Source organism: Streptomyces sp. NPDC031111, assembly GCF_055570675.1.
Window position 1 is genome coordinate 66914 of record NZ_JBVIGS010000005.1, and the last position, 15954, is coordinate 82867.

At 69.4% G+C, this 15954-nt stretch carries 14 protein-coding genes and 1 pseudogene; 11 read left to right on the forward strand and 4 right to left on the reverse strand.

What is annotated here, in order from left to right; genetic code table 11:
* Window positions 1-39 precede the first annotated feature (39 nt).
* The 7 genes from ACZ470_RS13135 (at window position 40) to ACZ470_RS13165 (ending at window position 9567) form a co-directional block, all read left to right on the forward strand.
* A complete protein-coding gene (locus ACZ470_RS13135) occupies window positions 40-1617 on the forward strand; it encodes an NAD(P)-binding domain-containing protein (RefSeq protein ID WP_468426958.1) in 1578 nt (525 codons plus the stop codon).
* Window positions 1614-2684, forward strand: coding sequence for an alpha-hydroxy acid oxidase (locus tag ACZ470_RS13140; protein ID WP_468426959.1), 1071 nt, complete (start codon window positions 1614-1616; stop codon window positions 2682-2684). The genes ACZ470_RS13135 and ACZ470_RS13140 overlap by 4 nt, the downstream gene beginning before the upstream one ends.
* Window positions 2681-4051, forward strand: coding sequence for a cytochrome P450 (locus ACZ470_RS13145; protein ID WP_468426960.1), 1371 nt, complete (start codon window positions 2681-2683; stop codon window positions 4049-4051). The genes ACZ470_RS13140 and ACZ470_RS13145 overlap by 4 nt, the downstream gene beginning before the upstream one ends.
* A 64-nt stretch (window positions 4052-4115) precedes the next feature.
* Window positions 4116-5459: a cation:proton antiporter gene (locus ACZ470_RS13150; protein ID WP_468426961.1), complete on the forward strand. Its 1344-nt coding sequence runs from the start codon at window positions 4116-4118 to the stop codon at window positions 5457-5459.
* Between the two features lie 49 nt (window positions 5460-5508).
* Window positions 5509-7053 carry an NAD(P)-binding domain-containing protein gene (locus tag ACZ470_RS13155; RefSeq protein ID WP_468426962.1) on the forward strand — a complete coding sequence of 515 codons (1545 nt, stop codon included), beginning with the start codon at window positions 5509-5511 and terminating at the stop codon, window positions 7051-7053.
* Window positions 7046-8539 carry a class I adenylate-forming enzyme family protein gene (locus ACZ470_RS13160; RefSeq protein ID WP_468426963.1) on the forward strand — a complete coding sequence of 498 codons (1494 nt, stop codon included), beginning with the start codon at window positions 7046-7048 and terminating at the stop codon, window positions 8537-8539. Before ACZ470_RS13155 ends, ACZ470_RS13160 begins: the two co-directional genes overlap by 8 nt.
* Before the next feature lie 674 nt (window positions 8540-9213).
* Entirely contained in the window at window positions 9214-9567 is a 354-nt protein-coding gene (locus ACZ470_RS13165) for a hypothetical protein (RefSeq protein WP_468426964.1), read from the forward strand.
* Between the two features lie 140 nt (window positions 9568-9707).
* Here the strand turns inward: ACZ470_RS13165 and ACZ470_RS13170 are convergent, their stop codons facing one another.
* Both ACZ470_RS13170 and ACZ470_RS13175 read right to left on the reverse strand, forming a co-directional pair.
* The gene (locus tag ACZ470_RS13170) at window positions 9708-10304 is read right to left on the reverse strand and encodes an isochorismatase family protein (protein WP_468426965.1); all 597 of its coding nucleotides are present in this window, start codon (window positions 10302-10304) and stop codon (window positions 9708-9710) included.
* A gap of 173 nt (window positions 10305-10477) precedes the next feature.
* Entirely contained in the window at window positions 10478-11377 is a 900-nt protein-coding gene (locus ACZ470_RS13175) for a DUF8189 domain-containing protein (protein WP_468426966.1), read from the reverse strand.
* Window positions 11378-11795: 418 nt separating this feature from the next.
* Here ACZ470_RS13175 and ACZ470_RS13180 point away from each other — a divergent pair, with 418 nt between their 5' ends.
* Complete coding sequence (locus ACZ470_RS13180; RefSeq protein ID WP_468426967.1) at window positions 11796-12485, forward strand: TNT domain-containing protein; 690 nt, start codon at window positions 11796-11798, stop codon at window positions 12483-12485.
* 13 nt (window positions 12486-12498) lie between these two features.
* Window positions 12499-12744 carry a hypothetical protein gene (locus ACZ470_RS13185; protein ID WP_468426968.1) on the forward strand — a complete coding sequence of 82 codons (246 nt, stop codon included), beginning with the start codon at window positions 12499-12501 and terminating at the stop codon, window positions 12742-12744.
* 588 nt (window positions 12745-13332) lie between these two features.
* Here the strand turns inward: ACZ470_RS13185 and ACZ470_RS13190 are convergent.
* Window positions 13333-13902, reverse strand: coding sequence for a DUF3885 domain-containing protein (locus ACZ470_RS13190; RefSeq protein WP_468426969.1), 570 nt, complete (start codon window positions 13900-13902; stop codon window positions 13333-13335).
* Between the two features lie 179 nt (window positions 13903-14081).
* On the opposite strand from ACZ470_RS13190, the gene ACZ470_RS13195 reads away from it, so the two are divergent.
* Window positions 14082-14621 (forward strand): GNAT family N-acetyltransferase, encoded by a 540-nt coding sequence (locus ACZ470_RS13195; protein ID WP_468426970.1) that lies wholly within the window; start codon window positions 14082-14084, stop codon window positions 14619-14621.
* Between the two features lie 190 nt (window positions 14622-14811).
* Window positions 14812-15051, forward strand: a pseudogene (locus ACZ470_RS13200) (dihydrofolate reductase family protein); the annotation flags it as partial.
* A gap of 114 nt (window positions 15052-15165) precedes the next feature.
* Here the strand turns inward: ACZ470_RS13200 and ACZ470_RS13205 are convergent.
* On the reverse strand, window positions 15166-15939 hold the full coding sequence (locus ACZ470_RS13205; protein WP_468426971.1) for an SDR family NAD(P)-dependent oxidoreductase: 774 nt from the start codon (window positions 15937-15939) through the stop codon (window positions 15166-15168).
* Window positions 15940-15954: the final 15 nt, after the last annotated feature.

The following is a 15954-nucleotide window of genomic DNA, read 5'->3' on the forward strand; positions in this document are numbered from 1 at the left end:
CTCAGAGCACTCTGAAATTGGGTGGATAGCTTCCGGGCCATGGCGCACGACTACCTCATCATCGGAGCAGGGCCCGCGGGACTGCAACTCGCTCACTTCCTGGAGCGTGACGGTGCGGACTACGTGGTTCTGGAGCGCGGCAGTGTTCCCGGAGCGTTCTTCACGCGCTTCCCCCGGCACCGCCAACTGATCTCGATCAACAAGGTGCACACCGGATACGACGACCCGGAACTGCGGCTGCGCATGGACTGGAACTCCCTCCTGAGTGACGATCCTGAGCTGCTGTTCACCCGCTACAGTCCGCGCTACTTCCCGCAGGCCGACGACTTGGTCCGCTATCTGTCGGACTACGCCGCCCGGACAGGGGTGCGGGTGCGGTACGACACCGCGGTGACGCGGGTGTCGCGCGGCGATGACGGGTCATTCACCGTCACCGATCACACCGGCCGGGTGAGACGCTCTCGGCGTGTGGTGATCGCCACCGGCCTGTTCCAACCGAACCTGCCGGCCATCCCCGGCATTGAACTGGCCGACCGCTACGACACGTTCGACCCGGACCCGGCGTCCTTCACCGACCAGCGCGTGCTGATCATCGGGCGGGGCAACTCCGCGTTCGAGACGGCCGACAGCCTGATGGAGACCGCGGCCGTCATCCACATCGTCGGAGCGGGCTCCTTGCCTCTCGCGTGGAGGACCCACTACGTGGGCCACCTGCGCGCGGTCAACAACAACTTCCTCGACAGCTACCAGCTCAAGTCGCAGAACGCGCTCCTCGACGGCAGAGTGCTGGAGATCCGCCGGGAGGCGGGCGGCTTCAGCGTGCCGGTGTCGTTCGAGCGGGTCGACGAAGTGGTCAAGGACCTCCGCTACGACCGGGTGATCGTCGCGGCCGGCTTCCGGTTCGACGCCTCGATCTTCGACGGGACCTGTGCCCCGCACCTCATCGTCGACGGCCGCTTCCCCGCGCTCACTCCCGTGGGGGAATCGGTCAACGTGCCGGGCCTCTACTTCGCCGGGACGCTGACCCAGGGACCCGATTTCAAGAAGTCCACCACCGGCTTCATCCACGGATTCCGCTACACGGTCCGCGCCCTGCACCGCGTGCTGCGACGGCGCCACCACGGCGAGCCCTGGCCGGTGACGGAGCTGGGCGATGCCGTCGAGCAGGCCACGGACGCGATCATCACCCGCGTCAACCGGTCCTCCGCCCTGTGGCAGCAGTTCGCCGTCCTGGGTGACCTGCTGCTCGTAGCCCCGGACGGGGGCCTGCGCTACGCCGAGGAAGTTCCCGTCCGCCACGTACCGGATGCCGTGCGCGAGCAGGACTTCGGGCCGGTGGACGCACACGCGGTGATCACCTTGGAGTATGGCGCGGACCACGACCAGGTGGACCCCTTCGACGTCACCGTGGGGCGTACGTCGCAGCAGGACGTGGCGGGGCTCGACGGTCGCTACCTGCACCCGGTCGTGCGCTGGTACCGGGCCGGCGAGTTCGTGGCCGAGCACCACATCACCGAGAATCTGGAGAACGAGTGGGACAGCGAGGAATTCCACCGTGCCCCTCTGCGCGCGTTCCTCGCCGACCACCTCGACTCCGTCACCCCGGTGACGTCGTGACGCTGCGCGCCCTGCACGACACGGCACGAAGGACACTCGATCCCGTCCACTACGACTATGTGGCGGGCGGGGCGGGTGAGGAACGTGTCCTCATCGCCAACGAGAAGGCCTTCGACCGGTATGCGCTGCTGCCCCGAACGCTGCGCGGCAACGACACGCGGGACACCTCCGCCCGTCTGCCGGGCGCCCCGCGGGCCGCGCCGGTGATCGTCGCGCCCACCGCGTTCCACCGGCTGATGCATCCCGACGGCGAGCGCGCCACGGCCCGTGCCGCCGCGGCCGAGGGAGCCGTCCTCGTGACGGGGACGGCCGCGACCACGGCGGTCGACGCCGTCGTCGCCGCGGCCCGCGAGGCGGCCCCGGACCCGGCCGTATGGTTCCAGCTGTATCTGCACCCCCGCGGGGAGGTGACCGAAGCGCTCATACGGCGGGCCGAACGAGCGGGCTGCACCGCGCTGGTGGTCACGGTCGATTCGCCGGTGTTCGGCCGGCACACCAGGGATCTCCGCAACGGATTCACCGACCTGCCGGCGGGCTGTGCCGCAGAGAACATGAGGGATCTGCCCGGTGCTCCGCCGGGCGCCCTCACGGACATCCCCATGTCCGCGGCCCCGACGTGGCGGGACTTCGAAGAGGTCGCGCGCATGACCGATCGTCCCGTCCTGGCCAAGGGGATCCTGCACCCGGCGGACGCGCGGCTGGCGCTCGAACACGGCGCGGCCGGGGTGATCGTCTCCAACCACGGGGGCCGTCAAAGCGACGCCGTACCGGCCGCGCTGGACTGTCTGCCGGCCGTGGTCGGCGCGGTCGCGGACCGCGCACCGGTGCTGGTGGACGGCGGGGTGCGCCGCGGCAGCGACATCGCCATCGCCATCGCGCTGGGCGCCACGGCCGTGGGGGTGGGGCGCCCGGTGCTGTGGGGCCTGGCCGCGGGGGGAGAGGTGGGGGTCCGGGAGGTACTGACGGCACTGCGTGACGAGTACGACCACACGCTCGCGCTGTGCGGGGGGCGCCGCAACGCCGATCTGTCGGGGGACATGGTCGTCCGCAAGGGAGACGTGCGGTGAGACGGACGACGAAGCAGACCGCCGGGGATACGTGGTGGCTGCCCCGTGGGGTGGTGGCCCTGCGGGGACGCATCTTCGAGAAGGTCAACGGCGACCGTACGGTGACCCTGCCCAGCGAGGCCCACGGGCCGGAGGTGTTCGAACGGGTCTACGCCCACCCGGCGGCGAACGGACGCAGCGCCGGGGCAGGACTGTCCGACCTGTTCTGGTACTGGCTGTCGCCGGGACCCGAGGTGCACCAGGAGCACCTGGAGCCCGGTGAGCGGTACGAAGACGTCGCCGCGACGACCCGGCGCATACTGGCCGGGCGTTCGGAAGACCTCACGGCGGCGGCCACCCGCGCCATCGCCCGCACCTTGGACGACGTCTCGGACAGCAGTGTCAGTCTCGTACGCCTCCGTGACCTGGTGATGCCCGCCTGGGCCGAGTTCTGCTACGAGGTGGTGTTCAAGGAATCGTGCCCTCCGCACGCCCGGGACCTGATCACCGCACACGCCGACGATGTCATCAGCGCCCTGAAATGCACCAGCCTGCGCCACCCCGGACGACGGGCCCGGCTGACCGAGTACCTTCGCGGCAGGGTCGCCGCGGGTGACGTGCCGCACCCGCTGCCCGCGACGCTGTCCCTCACGGAGCAGGTCCACTACCTCCAGGGCACGATGTTCAACACGGCCGTCGTGCAGTTGTCGGAGGCCACCGCACACGTCCTGCTCGCCCTGGCCCGCCACCCCGAGGTACAGCAGCGCGTCGTGGACGACACCGACGAAGACAGGTATCTCATACAGGTCCTCGACGAGACGATGCGGCTGTATCCGCTGTTCGGCATCGCGCACCGCATCACCACAGGCGAGATCCCGCTCGATGCGGACACCGTACTGCCGCCCGGTTCCGTGGTGTGCTTCAGCTACCCCGGCTACCACGCCACGGGCTACGACCGGCCCGAGGCGTTCGACCCGGACCGCTGGGCCACCCTCTCCGCCAAGGACGCGCACCACATCCCCTACGGCATGGCCGCCAACCGGCCGTGCCCGGCATGGCGGGTGTCTCCCCTGGTCCTGCGCGCCGCGGTTCGGGAGGTGCTGCGCCGCTTCAGGCTGGACTCGACGGCACCGCACACGCGCTCCTTACCGCACCGTGCGCCCTGTCTGCTCATCCCGCGCGGCCTGTCTCCCGAGCCGTGCCGGCTTCGGGCTCTGCGCCGTTACGTGCGGATACGCAACGGCGTGGAAGACCTCACACGGGGCCTGCGGCAACTGGTGCTGGGCACGGTCATGGTGCTCCACGCCCGCCGGCAGCGCCTGGCGGGCCGCTACTTCGAGGAGCACCCGCCCAGCGAGTGCCCCGTCGCACACGGCACCGGGCGATGACGAACGGCACCCTCCGTCGCCGCCGCACCTGCCCACACGTCACTGACGCATACAGGAGCCCGCCGTGCCCCCCACCACCTTCCTGGCAGCCACCACCGACAAGAACCTCGAACTCGTCCTGCGGGTCCTGCCCGCCGTCGTGATCATCCTTGCGGCGTCCGCCGTCTGCGGCCGACTCGCCCTGTGGGTGAAGCAACCGCGCGTGCTCGGCGAGATGGTGGCCGGCGTCCTGCTGGGCCCCACCTTGTTCGGCGCCCTCTTTCCCGGCGCCCAGAAGGCCGTCTTCACCTCCGAGGTCAAACCCGTCCTGTATGTCCTGAGTACCATCGGCCTGACCCTTTTCATGTTTCTGGTCGGGGCCGGCCTCGACCACACGGCCGAGAACAGCCGGAAGGACGCCAAGAACGCGGCCGTGCTGGCCGTATCCGGCATCGTCCCCTCGCTCCTGCTCGGCGCCGCTTGCGGTTACCTGCTCCACGGCCGGCTCTCCCGGTCCGACGTCACGTCCTTCGAGTTCGCCCTCTTCCTCGGCGGCGCCCTGTCCATCACCGCATTCCCCATGCTCGCCCGCATCCTTTACGAACGGGGACTGGAGAACTCGTCCCTGGGCCGCATGACCCTGCTGGGAGCCTCCATCGACGACGCGGCGGCCTGGTGCTTCCTCGCCGTGCTCTCCGCTCTGCACTCCGGTGCCGGCCTGCCGCACGCCCTGCGCACGATCGGGCTCACCATCGTCTTCACGGCCGTCATGCTCACCGTGGTGTCGCGGCTGCTGCGCCCGATGGGCGAAAGGGTCGCGCGCACCGGCCTGTTCGGCTTCGACCAGTTGTACGTCGTCATGGGCATCGTCCTGCTGGCCGGGCTGTTCACCGACTTCATCGGCATCTACTCCGTATTCGGCGGCTTCGTCGCCGGGCTCGCCATGCCCCGCGATCCGGCGTTTCGCCTGGCCCTGCACAGCCGCATGATGGACGTCGTCTGCGTGCTGCTCCTGCCCATCTTCTTCACCTTCTCCGGCCTGAACACCGAACTGGGCGGAGTCGCCGGCTGGGGCATGATCGGACCGTTCCTGCTGATCTTCGCGGCCGGATTCGCCGGCAAGTACCTCGGCTGCGGCCTCGCCATGCGCGCCACCGGCTTCAGCTGGCGCGAATCCTGGGCCGTGGGCGGACTGATGAACGCCCGCGGCCTCATGATCCTGATCTTCATCAACATAGGACTCGCCCAGGGCATGATCACCAAGAATGTCTTCGCCATGCTCGTCCTGGTCGCGGTCCTCACCACCGCGGGCGCCGTGCCGCTGTACCGTCTGGCGCTGCCCGAGCGCATCGAACGCGGCATGGCCCGGCCGCACCAGGCCACCGCCGCCGGCTCCTCGTCGACCGATGAGGATGCCGTGCCTGCCTGAGCCGCCCAATCTCAGAGCCTTCTGATGTGGCGGCACTAGCGTTCCGCACATGGTGCGTGACTACCTGATCATCGGGGCAGGGCCTGCCGGACTCCAACTCGCCGCCCTCATGGAACGCGACGGACGGGACTACGTCGTCCTGGAGCGCGGGGACAGGCCCGGCACGTTCTTCACCAGGTACCCCAGACATCGACAGCTGATCTCGATCAACAAGGTGAACACCGGATACTCCGATCCGGAACTCAACCTGCGGATGGACTGGAACTCGCTGCTCAGCGACGATCCGGAACTGCTGTTCACCCGGTACACCCAGGAGTACTTCCCCCAGGCCGACGATTTGGTGCGCTACCTGGCCGACTTCGCGGACCGCACCGGCGTCCGCGTGGAGTACGGGACGGAGGTCGTTCGCGTCTCCCGCGCCGACGGCCTCTTCACGGTCCGCGACGCCGCCGGACGGACCTGGCAGGCTCGGCGGCTCATCGTCGCGACCGGTGTCTCCCGGCTCAACGAGCCGAACATTCCCGGTGTCGAACTCGCCGAAAGATACGACGAGTTCGACACGCGCCCCGGGTCCTTCGTCAATCAGCGCGTGTTGATCATCGGCAAGGGCAACTCGGCCTTCGAAACCGCGGAGGCCCTCATGGCGAACGCCGCGGTCATCCACGTCGCGGGCCCGCACTCGGTCAAAATGGCCTGGAAGACCCACTTCGTGGGGCATCTTCGCGCAGTGAACAACAACTTCCTGGACAGCTACCAGCTCAAATCGCAGAACGCGGTCCTGGACGGAACCGTGGAGAACGTCGAGAGGACGGCAGACGGAGGGTTCCGTGTCACCTTCCGCTACGCACGGACGACGGAACGCCTCCGCGAACTGCACTACGACCGCATCATCCTGTGCGCCGGATTCCGGTTCGACGCGGACGTCTTCGACGAGACCTGCCGTCCCACCCTCGTCATCGACGGGCGCTTCCCGCACCAGAACTCCGCCTACGAGTCGGTGAACATACCCGGCCTCCACTTCGCCGGCACACTGACGCAACAGCGCGACTTCAAGAAGGGCACCAGCGGCTTCATCCACGGCTTCCGCTACGGGGCACGTGCCCTGTACCGCATCATGGGTGCCCGCCACCACGGCGAGCCCTGGCCCGCCCGGCCGCTCGGCACGGCACCGGAAGAGATCGCCGACGCCATCGTGGCCCGCGTCAACCGGTCCTCCGCCCTGTGGCAGCAGTTCGGCGTCCTGGGCGACGTGATCACCGTGGACGGCGACGGCGCCCTCTACCAGGAGGAAGTCCCGCTGGAATACGCGGCCGACGGCGGCCTCGGGCCGGCCCGGCACCGGTTCGTCGTCGATCTCGAGTACGGACCCGACCACGACGACGTCGACCCGTTCGACGTCACCGTCCCGCGCGTGACCGAGAACGACGTCGAGCACGCGATGGAGTCCAGCTACCTCCACCCCGTTGTACGTCACTACCGGGACGGTGTCCTCGAGGCCACTCATCATCTGGCGGAGAACCTGGAGAACGAGTGGGACATCCCGGCGGTCCACCAGCAGCCGCTGGCCGCGTTCGTCAAGGCGTGCCTTGGCTGAGCAATTCCCCGGCCGCCTGCTGGACCTGCTCGAGCAGGCGGGCCCGCGTCCGGTGTTCGAGCACGGCGACCGGGTGGTGTCCGGGGCCGGACTCCTCGGGACGGTACGACGGGTGACCAAGGCGCTGCGCACGCGCGGCATCGAGCCCGGACACGGCGTCGCCATGCTTCTCGGTGTGAGCCCCGAGGCGTTCGCCACCATCGTCGCGGCGCACGTCCTCGGCGCCCGTGTCGTGGGGCTCCGACCCGGCCTGAGCGCGCATCAGCGCCAACACGTCCTCGCGGAGGCCGACTTCCTCGTCACCGACGGCGCGTACGGCGCCGACACCGGCCGGTCGGGGAAGGTCTTCGTCCTCGGCGACCTGCTGAAGGCCGAGGACGACGGCATTCGGCCCACGCCCCGGGCCCGCCCGCAGGACGTGGCCCGGCTCATCCACACCAGCGGCAGCACCGGACTTCCGAAAGCATGCGCCCAGACCTACCAGGCCATGACCGCCGCCTGGGCACTGCGGCCGGAGGACTGGCCCCCCGCCGTCTGCGAACTCGCCGCACGCCTCGACCGCTTCCTCGTGTTCGGCACCCTGGCGAGCCAGGTGATGATGGAATACGGTCTCCTCGCCCTCGCCGCAGGAGGCACCCTGGTGACCGCCGAACAGCCGGGCCTGGCCAACAGCATCGAGCGCCACCGTGCGACGGCGAGCGTCGCCACCGTGGCACGCCTGACACAACTGACGGCACGACAGCGGGAATCACCCGCGGACCTGCGCAGCCTGCGCGCGCTGATGGTGTCCGGGTCCCCGCTGGAGCCAGGACGGCTCAGCGAGGCCCTGGACGTACTCGGCCCCGTTGTCTTCCACGGGTACGGGCAGACCGAGACCGGCATGATCTCCATGGCCACTCCGCGGGACACACCGGGTTCGCTGGGCGTGCCGCCCGTCGACCTGGAGATCCGGGACGCCTCGGGCCGGCCCGTGCCGGCGGGCACCCAGGGCGAGCTCTTCGTCCGGACCCCGGGACAGAGCGCCGGTTACTGGCGAGAGCCAGGCCTCACCGCCGAGGTCTTCGTCGACGGATGGGTGCGCACCCGCGACTTGGGCCGCCTCGACGCCGATGGCAGGCTGTGGCTCACAGGCAGGGCACGGGACGTGATCATCGTCAACGCCAACCTCTACTACGCCGGTCCTGTCGAGCGACTGCTCGCCACCCATCAGTCGGTGGCCGAGGCGTACGTCGTCGGCGTGCCCGACGACGACACCGGCGAAGCCGTTCACGCCTTCGTCGTCCCCGTTCCCGGACACATCCCGGACCTGCGGGAACTGCGCGCCCTGGTGTCGGCGAACCTGGAGGAGGCAAGCGCGCCGACCCGATTGACCCTCATCGAGGAAGTGCCGCTCACACCAGGGGGCAAGCCCGACAAAGGGCGGCTTGTCATGGAACGTGAGGTGCCGTCGCAGGGACGGCATCAGAGAGGTGGGGCCGAGGCATGAAGGCAGTCGCCCCCCTGGGCCGCTGGTCCCGCTGCAACGAATCGGCCGCGTTCCCAGTGGGACAAGCGCTGCTACGTCTTCCTGGGCACCGTCACTGCGGCGGCCCTGGTCATCCGGCTCGGCACCTGAGGGAGTGGTCCGTTCAGTCAAGGGCTCACGTGGCGCTCCAGGATCAATCGCCGGTGGTCCCCCAGAAGCACAGTTCCTCTGGACGGCCGTCGCCGCCATGGACGACCGTGCAACAGCCGGAGCCGCGGCCGAGCGAAGACCGCCTCACCGAGACAGTCCAGCGCGGCCTGTTCGTTCTGCAGGAAAGGCGTGAAGTACAACCAGCTACTCGCTCCCATGCCCGCGAACATACCGAGGACCTGCGAGAGGAGCCCGAACACGACGGCCAGAAGTGATCGGCCGGACGACCCCTGGCCGACTGCCTGAGGGCTGGCCGGCTGTGCGGTCGGCATGGGCAGCCAGGGACTCGGAGCATTCCGGCAGCAGGGTGCATCGACGTTGCCGGGCTGACTTTCCGCACGCCGGGGCGGTCACGGTGGCGTGGGCTGCCTGCCTTCGACAGCGAAAACGATTCGGCGTCCTCGTTCGAGGGACATAGCGCCTATACGGCATCCATCGGGGAATCGCTGGCACTGACCGCACCGGTTTCCCGAAAGAGAGACACCGTGACCGTTCGCTCCATCACGGCGGCCGTCGGCGCCGCCTGCAGCGCCTTCCTCCTGCTGGTGGCCGTACCCGGCTCAGCCTCCGCTGCCACCGGCCAGTTCCGCTACACCTACACGACCGCCGACGGATACGAAGCCGTCGGCTTCCTCAACAACCCGCCCAGCGGTGAGTGCGTCAACCTGCCCGCGCCGGGCTCCGCCCCCGGGGCGGCCTCGAGGGCGCCCAAGAACTACACCAACGCCACCGCGACCGTCTTCCTCGACGCCGACTGCGAGGGCGACACCTACTACACGCTGTCCCCGGGCGCGGGTGCGTCCGAGCGTCTGCTCCTGCGCTCCGTCGTCTTCTCCTGAGTCGTCTTCTCCTGAACAGCCGCCCCGAAGGGCCACCGGGCACGGTGGCCCTTCGGGGCAGGCGAGCGCGGGAGCTGCCGACGGCAGCGGGTCCGGCCCGTGCACCCCGTGCACGGGCCGGACCGCAGGAGGCAGCGTCCCTACGCTCCGGCGACCACCGGCGCGCCCGACAGGTCCACGCCGGCCCGCTGGAGTTCTTCGCAGGCTCGCCGGATGGTGCTGTGCTCCACCCCGGCGGTCAGGTCCAGCAGCACCTGGGTGGCGAAGCCGGCCTGGGCCGCGTCCAGGGCGGTGGCTTTCACGCAGTGATCGGTGGCGATACCGACCACGTCCACCGCGGTGATGCCGTGCTCCCGCAGCCACTCCGCCAGACCGCGCCCGTCCTCGTCCGCGCCCTCGAAGCCGCTGTAGGCGGCGGCGTAAGCCCCCTTGTAGAAGACGGCGTCGATGGCTCCGGCATCGACCGCGGGGGTGAATTTCGGGTGGAAGTCGGAACCCTGTGTGCCGGCCACACAGTGCACGGGCCAGGAGGTCTTGAAGTCGGGGGTGTCGGAGAAGTGGTCTCCCGGATCGATGTGGTGGTCCCGCGTCGCCACCACCTTCGTGTATCCGGCTTCCGCTGCCCGTTCGACCAGATCGCGGACTTTCGCGGCGATCTCGGCTCCGCCGGCCACGGCGACACTGCCGCCCTCGCAGAAATCGTTCTGCACGTCCACCACGATCAGCGCACGTCCCATGTCACTGCCTCCGCTTCCGCTTCATCTGCAGGCTCCTTCACTCGTGGCGTCAGGGCGCTCGCTGACCACTGTCCGTGCTGGAGAGGTGACCGGCAAGCCGATCATCGCGTTCGAGATCCGCCCGGACAGCGGCCGCGGGACGGCGTCCCGCGAGCGCCGGGGTCTGCGGGGGATCAGCTGGGGTCGGTGACACCTCCGTTGTCCAGTTCGTTGGAGTCGGCGGTGTAGGTGCGGCGGTAGAGGCGGTTGTCGCGGCCGCGGCCGAACAGTTCGATGTTGCCGGGCCTGCGGGAGACGGCGGCGAGGTTGTCGTCGGTGTTCACCACGCCGAGGTCCTGCCATTCGCTCCAGGTCTGCCCGTCCCACCAGCGGTGCTGGATCTGGTGCTCGTGGCCCTTGGCGAAGACGTCCAGGCGGTCCGGGCCCCAGGTGGAGACGGCCGGCCCGGACACGAAGCCAGTGCCGAGATCGCGCCAGTTCGTCCACGTGGAGCCGTTGAGGACGCGGTGCCACAGGGTGTTGCTGGCCGCGCCACGGGCGACCAGGTCGACGCGGCCGGTTCCCCAGGAGGCGGCGGCGACGGTGCCCTGCATCGTGCCGCCGATGTTGTTGAACGGCTGCCAGCCCGAGCCGGGCGGGGCGGTGGCGTGCTGGACCTGGTTGACACTGTTCAGGCCGAACAGGTCGATGCGCTCCTCGCGGGCGGATGCCGCCGCCACGCCGCTGCGGATCTCGGTGGCCTCGTTCGTCTTGGACCAGGTGCCGTCCCAGCCGCTGCCGTCGATGTAGGACTTGCGGTAGACGGTGAATCCGCCCCCCACCCCGTAGACGGTGTACCGGTCGGGCTTGCCGGAGATGATCGCTGGGTCGAAGACCAGGCCCCCGCCCAGATCGCCCCAGTCGCCCCAGCCGCTGGACTCGTTCCAGGAGCGGTAGACGATCTGGTTCCTCGTCCCGCGCGCCACCACGGTGATACGGTCGCCCGTCCGTGATGCCGCGCTCGGCGCCGACAGGATCGTCCCGCCGACGTCTTCCCAGTCACTCCAAGTCCCCATGGGTGCGCTCCCCTTCATGCGGTGTACGGCACCGTGTGCCGCCGGCGTCCCGGTCACGGACGCCGCCGCAAGCGATGCTGCGCCGCGCCGCGCTGGGACAAACCGCGGAAACGGAGTGATCCATTCAGGCGAGTGAAAATCTCCCGGATCACGCCGGTGCCGCTGTAGCTGCTGCTAGCCGGCGCCGTGGGCGGTGCCGGACGGCCGCACCCGTCGCCGGCTTACGGGAACACAAGTCCGCGCTGTCGCCCGATCGTTGAACTGCACACCGAACGGATCCGAGGGGCCCCATGCTGAAGTCGGGCGAACGACTGCGCCCCGGCAACACACAGCCCTGCACGTCAGTGGCAGCGCCCGTTCCCGGGGGCCTTTCGCCAAGGCGCGGCCCCGGGCAGGGAGCAGGGCTCCGCCGTCGCCACCCACAGGAGTACGACACGTGAACAACCGCCCGCGCGCCGCCCTGTCCGCCCTCGTCCTGGCTCTGACCGCCGCGCTGACCCCGACTGCCGCGACCGCCGCCCCTGACGGGCCTCGCCGCGCGGCGCAGGCGGAACCGCGCCCGGCCCCGTGCACCGGCGCCTACCAGGGTGACGCCCGGCTGGGTCCGGAAAACCTGCCCCGCTCCTGGGAAGCGCCCGTGGGGCCGCTGCTGAAGAACTACCAGCGCACTGGAGGCCTGTCCCCGCGCGCGTTCCTGGTCAAGTACTGGAAGGACGAGGACGCCAGCGGGCCGGCGGGCTGGAAGTACCCGCCCAACGACGGATTCGCCGAGACCAACGGCGAGGTCGACAAGCACGTCGAGGTCCTCGACGTGGGCGAGGACCTGGACCGCTTCGGCTCCGAGTACGGCTCCTACCTCGCCCCCGCCGGAGACCCCTACGCCAAGCGGGCCCTGCCGCCGCAGAACCTCAACACCCGCGAGCCCGCCCACCCGTGCGACTATCACCGCTACACCGTCAAGCAGCCCTTCCCCGTGTGGCAGGGCCGCATCGCCCCCTGGTTCGAGCAGCCCGGCGGCGGCCAGCAGATCAAGCTCGACCCCGCCCTGCTTCCGCCCGGCGACGGAGAGCGGCTCAACGTCAAATGGCTCCTGGAACACGGCTACCTCGCCCGCGCCGCCGGATAGCGGAGACGCCTACATGGACCGCCACGCCCTGCACGCCGCACTGCGCGCCGCGGGCGTGGCCGGCGGCCACTACTGGATCCAAGGCGTCCACGAACCGTCGCCCCCACCCACCGACTTCCTCTACCTGCGCCCCTCCCCCACCACCCCGGGCATGTGGGAGGTCGGCGCCTGCGAACGGGGCACCTGGGACACCATCACCCAGCACGCACACGAAGCAGACGCCTGCACACACCTCCTCCGACTACTCACCACCACATGACCGGCAAGGACCTCCCCACCACCCGCCGCGAATCCAGCAGAGCGTTCAGGCCGGGACGTCCCACTCGACCAGGGCGAAGACGGCGGCGTAGCCGAAGTCGCTGGCTTCGCCGGCCTGGTGGGCGTGCCGCTCAGGTAGGACAAGCCCCCAAGGGCATCCTGTTCGTGCTGCACACTGGGATCGCCTGGGAGCACCCGCCGCAGGAACTCGGTTCGGTACGGGGATGACCTGCTGGCGCCGCTGGCTGAATGGACTGAGGCTGGGGCGTGGCCGCGGCTGCACGAGGTCCTCCTCGCCGAGCCGAGGGGGCGGGCAGGCCCAAGTCGGCCGTCAAGCTGGCCGGCAAGACCGCGTTCTTGCGGTGGCCAGCCCGGGGTTCTTGAAGATGAACGGCCAATGCTCACGCCGGAGGCGGCCCTTGTGGAGCACTTCGACTGCTGCCTGAAGGTGCAGTACGGCGTAGTTGGGTCCCCAGACGTCTAGCTGGTCCGCTACTCGCGGACGGACGCATGGTGTGCGGACACTGCGCCAGAGGCTGCCTGTGCTCGCGGTGAAGGCCATTCTGAGCGGGGCGGCGATCCGAGCCGGTCAGAGACCCGAGGGATGAGCGGAAAGCCATCCGGCGTGCCGGTTGCGCATTCGGTCGCGTTCTTCGGGTGTCGTGAGGAAGACGTCGGCACCACCGTCGTAGGGGTGGTGGATACGCCGCATACGGGTGTCGGTGATGAGGATTCCCGCCACCTTGTCGTCGGCGGTATCTCGGAGCAGGTCGTCGATGCAGCCGCGCTGCCAGGGCCGGCGTGCGGCGAAGAGGTGGCAGTACGTGCGGAACTCAGGGTCGGGATCGTCCTCCACCAGCAGGCTCTGCCAATACCCCGTTCCGGGTTCCACTGACGGAACGTCGGCTTCGGTCGTCCAGAGCGGAGTGATGACGTACACGTCCGCGCCTGCGAACAACTCGTCGAGGACGGTGTTGTAACGCTCCAGGACGACGGTGTACTCGCTCTCGCTCTCCGCGTACCGCTTCGATTCAGGCAGGCTGTGAAGACGTACCCAGACATCCCGATACGGGTCGCGGAGCTTGTACCCGACCGGAGGGCAACTGGGCCAACGCTGCTGCCACAGCTTCGTCAGATCCGCCTGCTCGTCTCCGGACACCCACCGCACTCGTCCTCTCCCGCCCCTATGTTGCCGACGACCATGATGCCGGTGTCCATGAACGAGAGACACCGACTTCTTACGACCCGGTCCACGAGTGAGGTCGCGGTGGGATCGGACAGTCAGGAGTGAGATGCCCATGTACCTGTTCGGGGCAGGCGGACTGAGATACTCCGGTCATGGATGCTGGGGTGATGGGGAGCGGGACGCGATCGGGCACGGCAATGCCTGCAAGGGACACGTCGGCGCACGCCGCGGGCTGGGTGCTGCGTTCTGCGGTGGCAGCGGACATCGAGGTGATCGCAGAGTTGCGGGCCACGGTCATGCGTGCGGACTTGGAACGCCTTGGACGCTACGACGAGCACCGGGTACGACAGCGGCTGCGGGACTCCTTCAGCCCACAGCACACGTCGATCATCATGATCGACCGTGAACTCGCAGGATGCGTCACGGTCCGGCCCGCCGAAGGCAGGCAGTGGCTGGAGCACTTCTACCTTGCTCCGCACCGTCAGGGCCGGGGGCTCGGATCCGCTGTGCTGGGCACAGTACTGGAGCGCACGGACGCGCAGGGCTTGACCATGGGCTTGAACGTCTTGCAGGGCAGTGCGGCCCGTCGACTCTACGAGCGCCACGGATTCGTCGTGGAAGCCCAGGACTCGATCGACGTCTTCATGGTGCGCCCGCCGGGGGCGACGGCGCGCACTCCTGCGAAAGCCTGACATGCGACGGCGCGCCGGCCACCCACACTCGACTCGGTCCGCGAGGCCGTCTGCTACGGCCGTGACGTGACAGCGTCCGCACGGGTTCATTCCAGTGTGACCAAGAAGTGAGCCCGTGCGGCCTTGTTCCATCCTGTCTTCTGCGGCGTCTCCCGTGCGCATCTCGGCGGTTTGATCGAGGAGTTGGCAACTGGATGAGCGGCGCGGTGGCGAGCGACGGCGGGCGGGCTGGTGCCGGTCCGCCGCCCAAAAGGCCGAAACGGTCAAGGACCTGCTGTTGATGGGTGGCGCCTCCCTGGCTGACGAGCTCACAGCCCACGGCGTGCTCGACGAGCACCAGGTCGTTGTGTATCCAGTCGTCCTCGGCAGCCGCAGCGGCAGCGGCACTCTCCTGGAGTCCGCGGAGCGGCCGAAACATCAACTCGTCGGCTCCCGACCGTGCTCCTGCGCTACCAGCCCGCGCCGCCGTGATGCAGCCCCAGGCGTGTCTACGCAGTGTCAGCACTGGCGGCCCGACGACTCCCCGTCAGGCCGGGGCGACGCGTCACTGGGCGGTCCAGCCGCCGTCGGCGGTCAGGAGGGCACCGGTGATGAAGGACGCCGCATCGGATGCCAGGAAGGCGATGGACTCCGCGACTTCTTCGGGGCGGCCGATACGTCCGAGGGGGTGGGCCGGGCCGAAGGAGGCGAGCATCTCGCGTCCCTTGTCGACGACGCCTTCCATGATGTCGGTGTCGATGACGCCGGGGAGGACCGCGTTGGAGCGGATGCCCAGCGGGCCGCCCTCGATCGCCAGGACCCGGGTGATCTGGGCCAGGGCGCCCTTGGAGGCGGCGTAGGCGGTCTGCGTGGCGAAGGCGACGACGGACGAGACGGAGGCGACGGAGACGATGGCGCCGCCCCGGCCGGCCGCCTCCATGGCACGGAAGGCCTCCCGTGCCTGGAGGAAGTTGCCGCGGGCGTTGACGCTCAGGATGGCGTCGAAGTCGTCGGCGGTGGTCTCGGTGATGGGTTTGTTGAGGGTGCGGCCGGCGTTGTTGACCAGGATGTCGAGGGAGCCGAAGCGGTCGGTGGCCAGCGTCGCCGTGGCACGGGCGTGGTCCTCGTCCGCGACGTCGCCGACGAGTGCGGCGATGTTGTCGGGGTCCTTGGCGACCAGGTCTTCGACTGCTGCCAAGCGGTCGGTGACGACCAGGCGGGCGCCACGGGCGTGCAGCAGGGTGGCGGTGGCGTGACCGATCCCGCGGGCGGCGCCGGTGACGACGGCGACGCGGCCGGTGAGGTCCCATGGGGTGGGGGTGGGCAGGGGCGCAGTCATGCGGGTTCCTTCGGT

What these genes read in the sequence shown, in the direction of transcription:
- ACZ470_RS13135 (WP_468426958.1), top strand. Translation starts at nt 40, where the DNA reads ATGGCGCACGACTACCTCATCATCGGAGCAGGGCCCGCGGGACTGCAA.
- ACZ470_RS13155 (WP_468426962.1), top strand. Translation starts at nt 5,509, where the DNA reads ATGGTGCGTGACTACCTGATCATCGGGGCAGGGCCTGCCGGACTCCAA.
- ACZ470_RS13170 (WP_468426965.1), bottom strand. Translation starts at nt 10,304, where the DNA reads ATGGGACGTGCGCTGATCGTGGTGGACGTGCAGAACGATTTCTGCGAG.
- ACZ470_RS13175 (WP_468426966.1), bottom strand. Translation starts at nt 11,377, where the DNA reads ATGAAGGGGAGCGCACCCATGGGGACTTGGAGTGACTGGGAAGACGTC.
- ACZ470_RS13185 (WP_468426968.1), top strand. Translation starts at nt 12,499, where the DNA reads ATGGACCGCCACGCCCTGCACGCCGCACTGCGCGCCGCGGGCGTGGCC.
- ACZ470_RS13195 (WP_468426970.1), top strand. Translation starts at nt 14,082, where the DNA reads ATGGATGCTGGGGTGATGGGGAGCGGGACGCGATCGGGCACGGCAATG.
- ACZ470_RS13205 (WP_468426971.1), bottom strand. Translation starts at nt 15,939, where the DNA reads ATGACTGCGCCCCTGCCCACCCCCACCCCATGGGACCTCACCGGCCGC.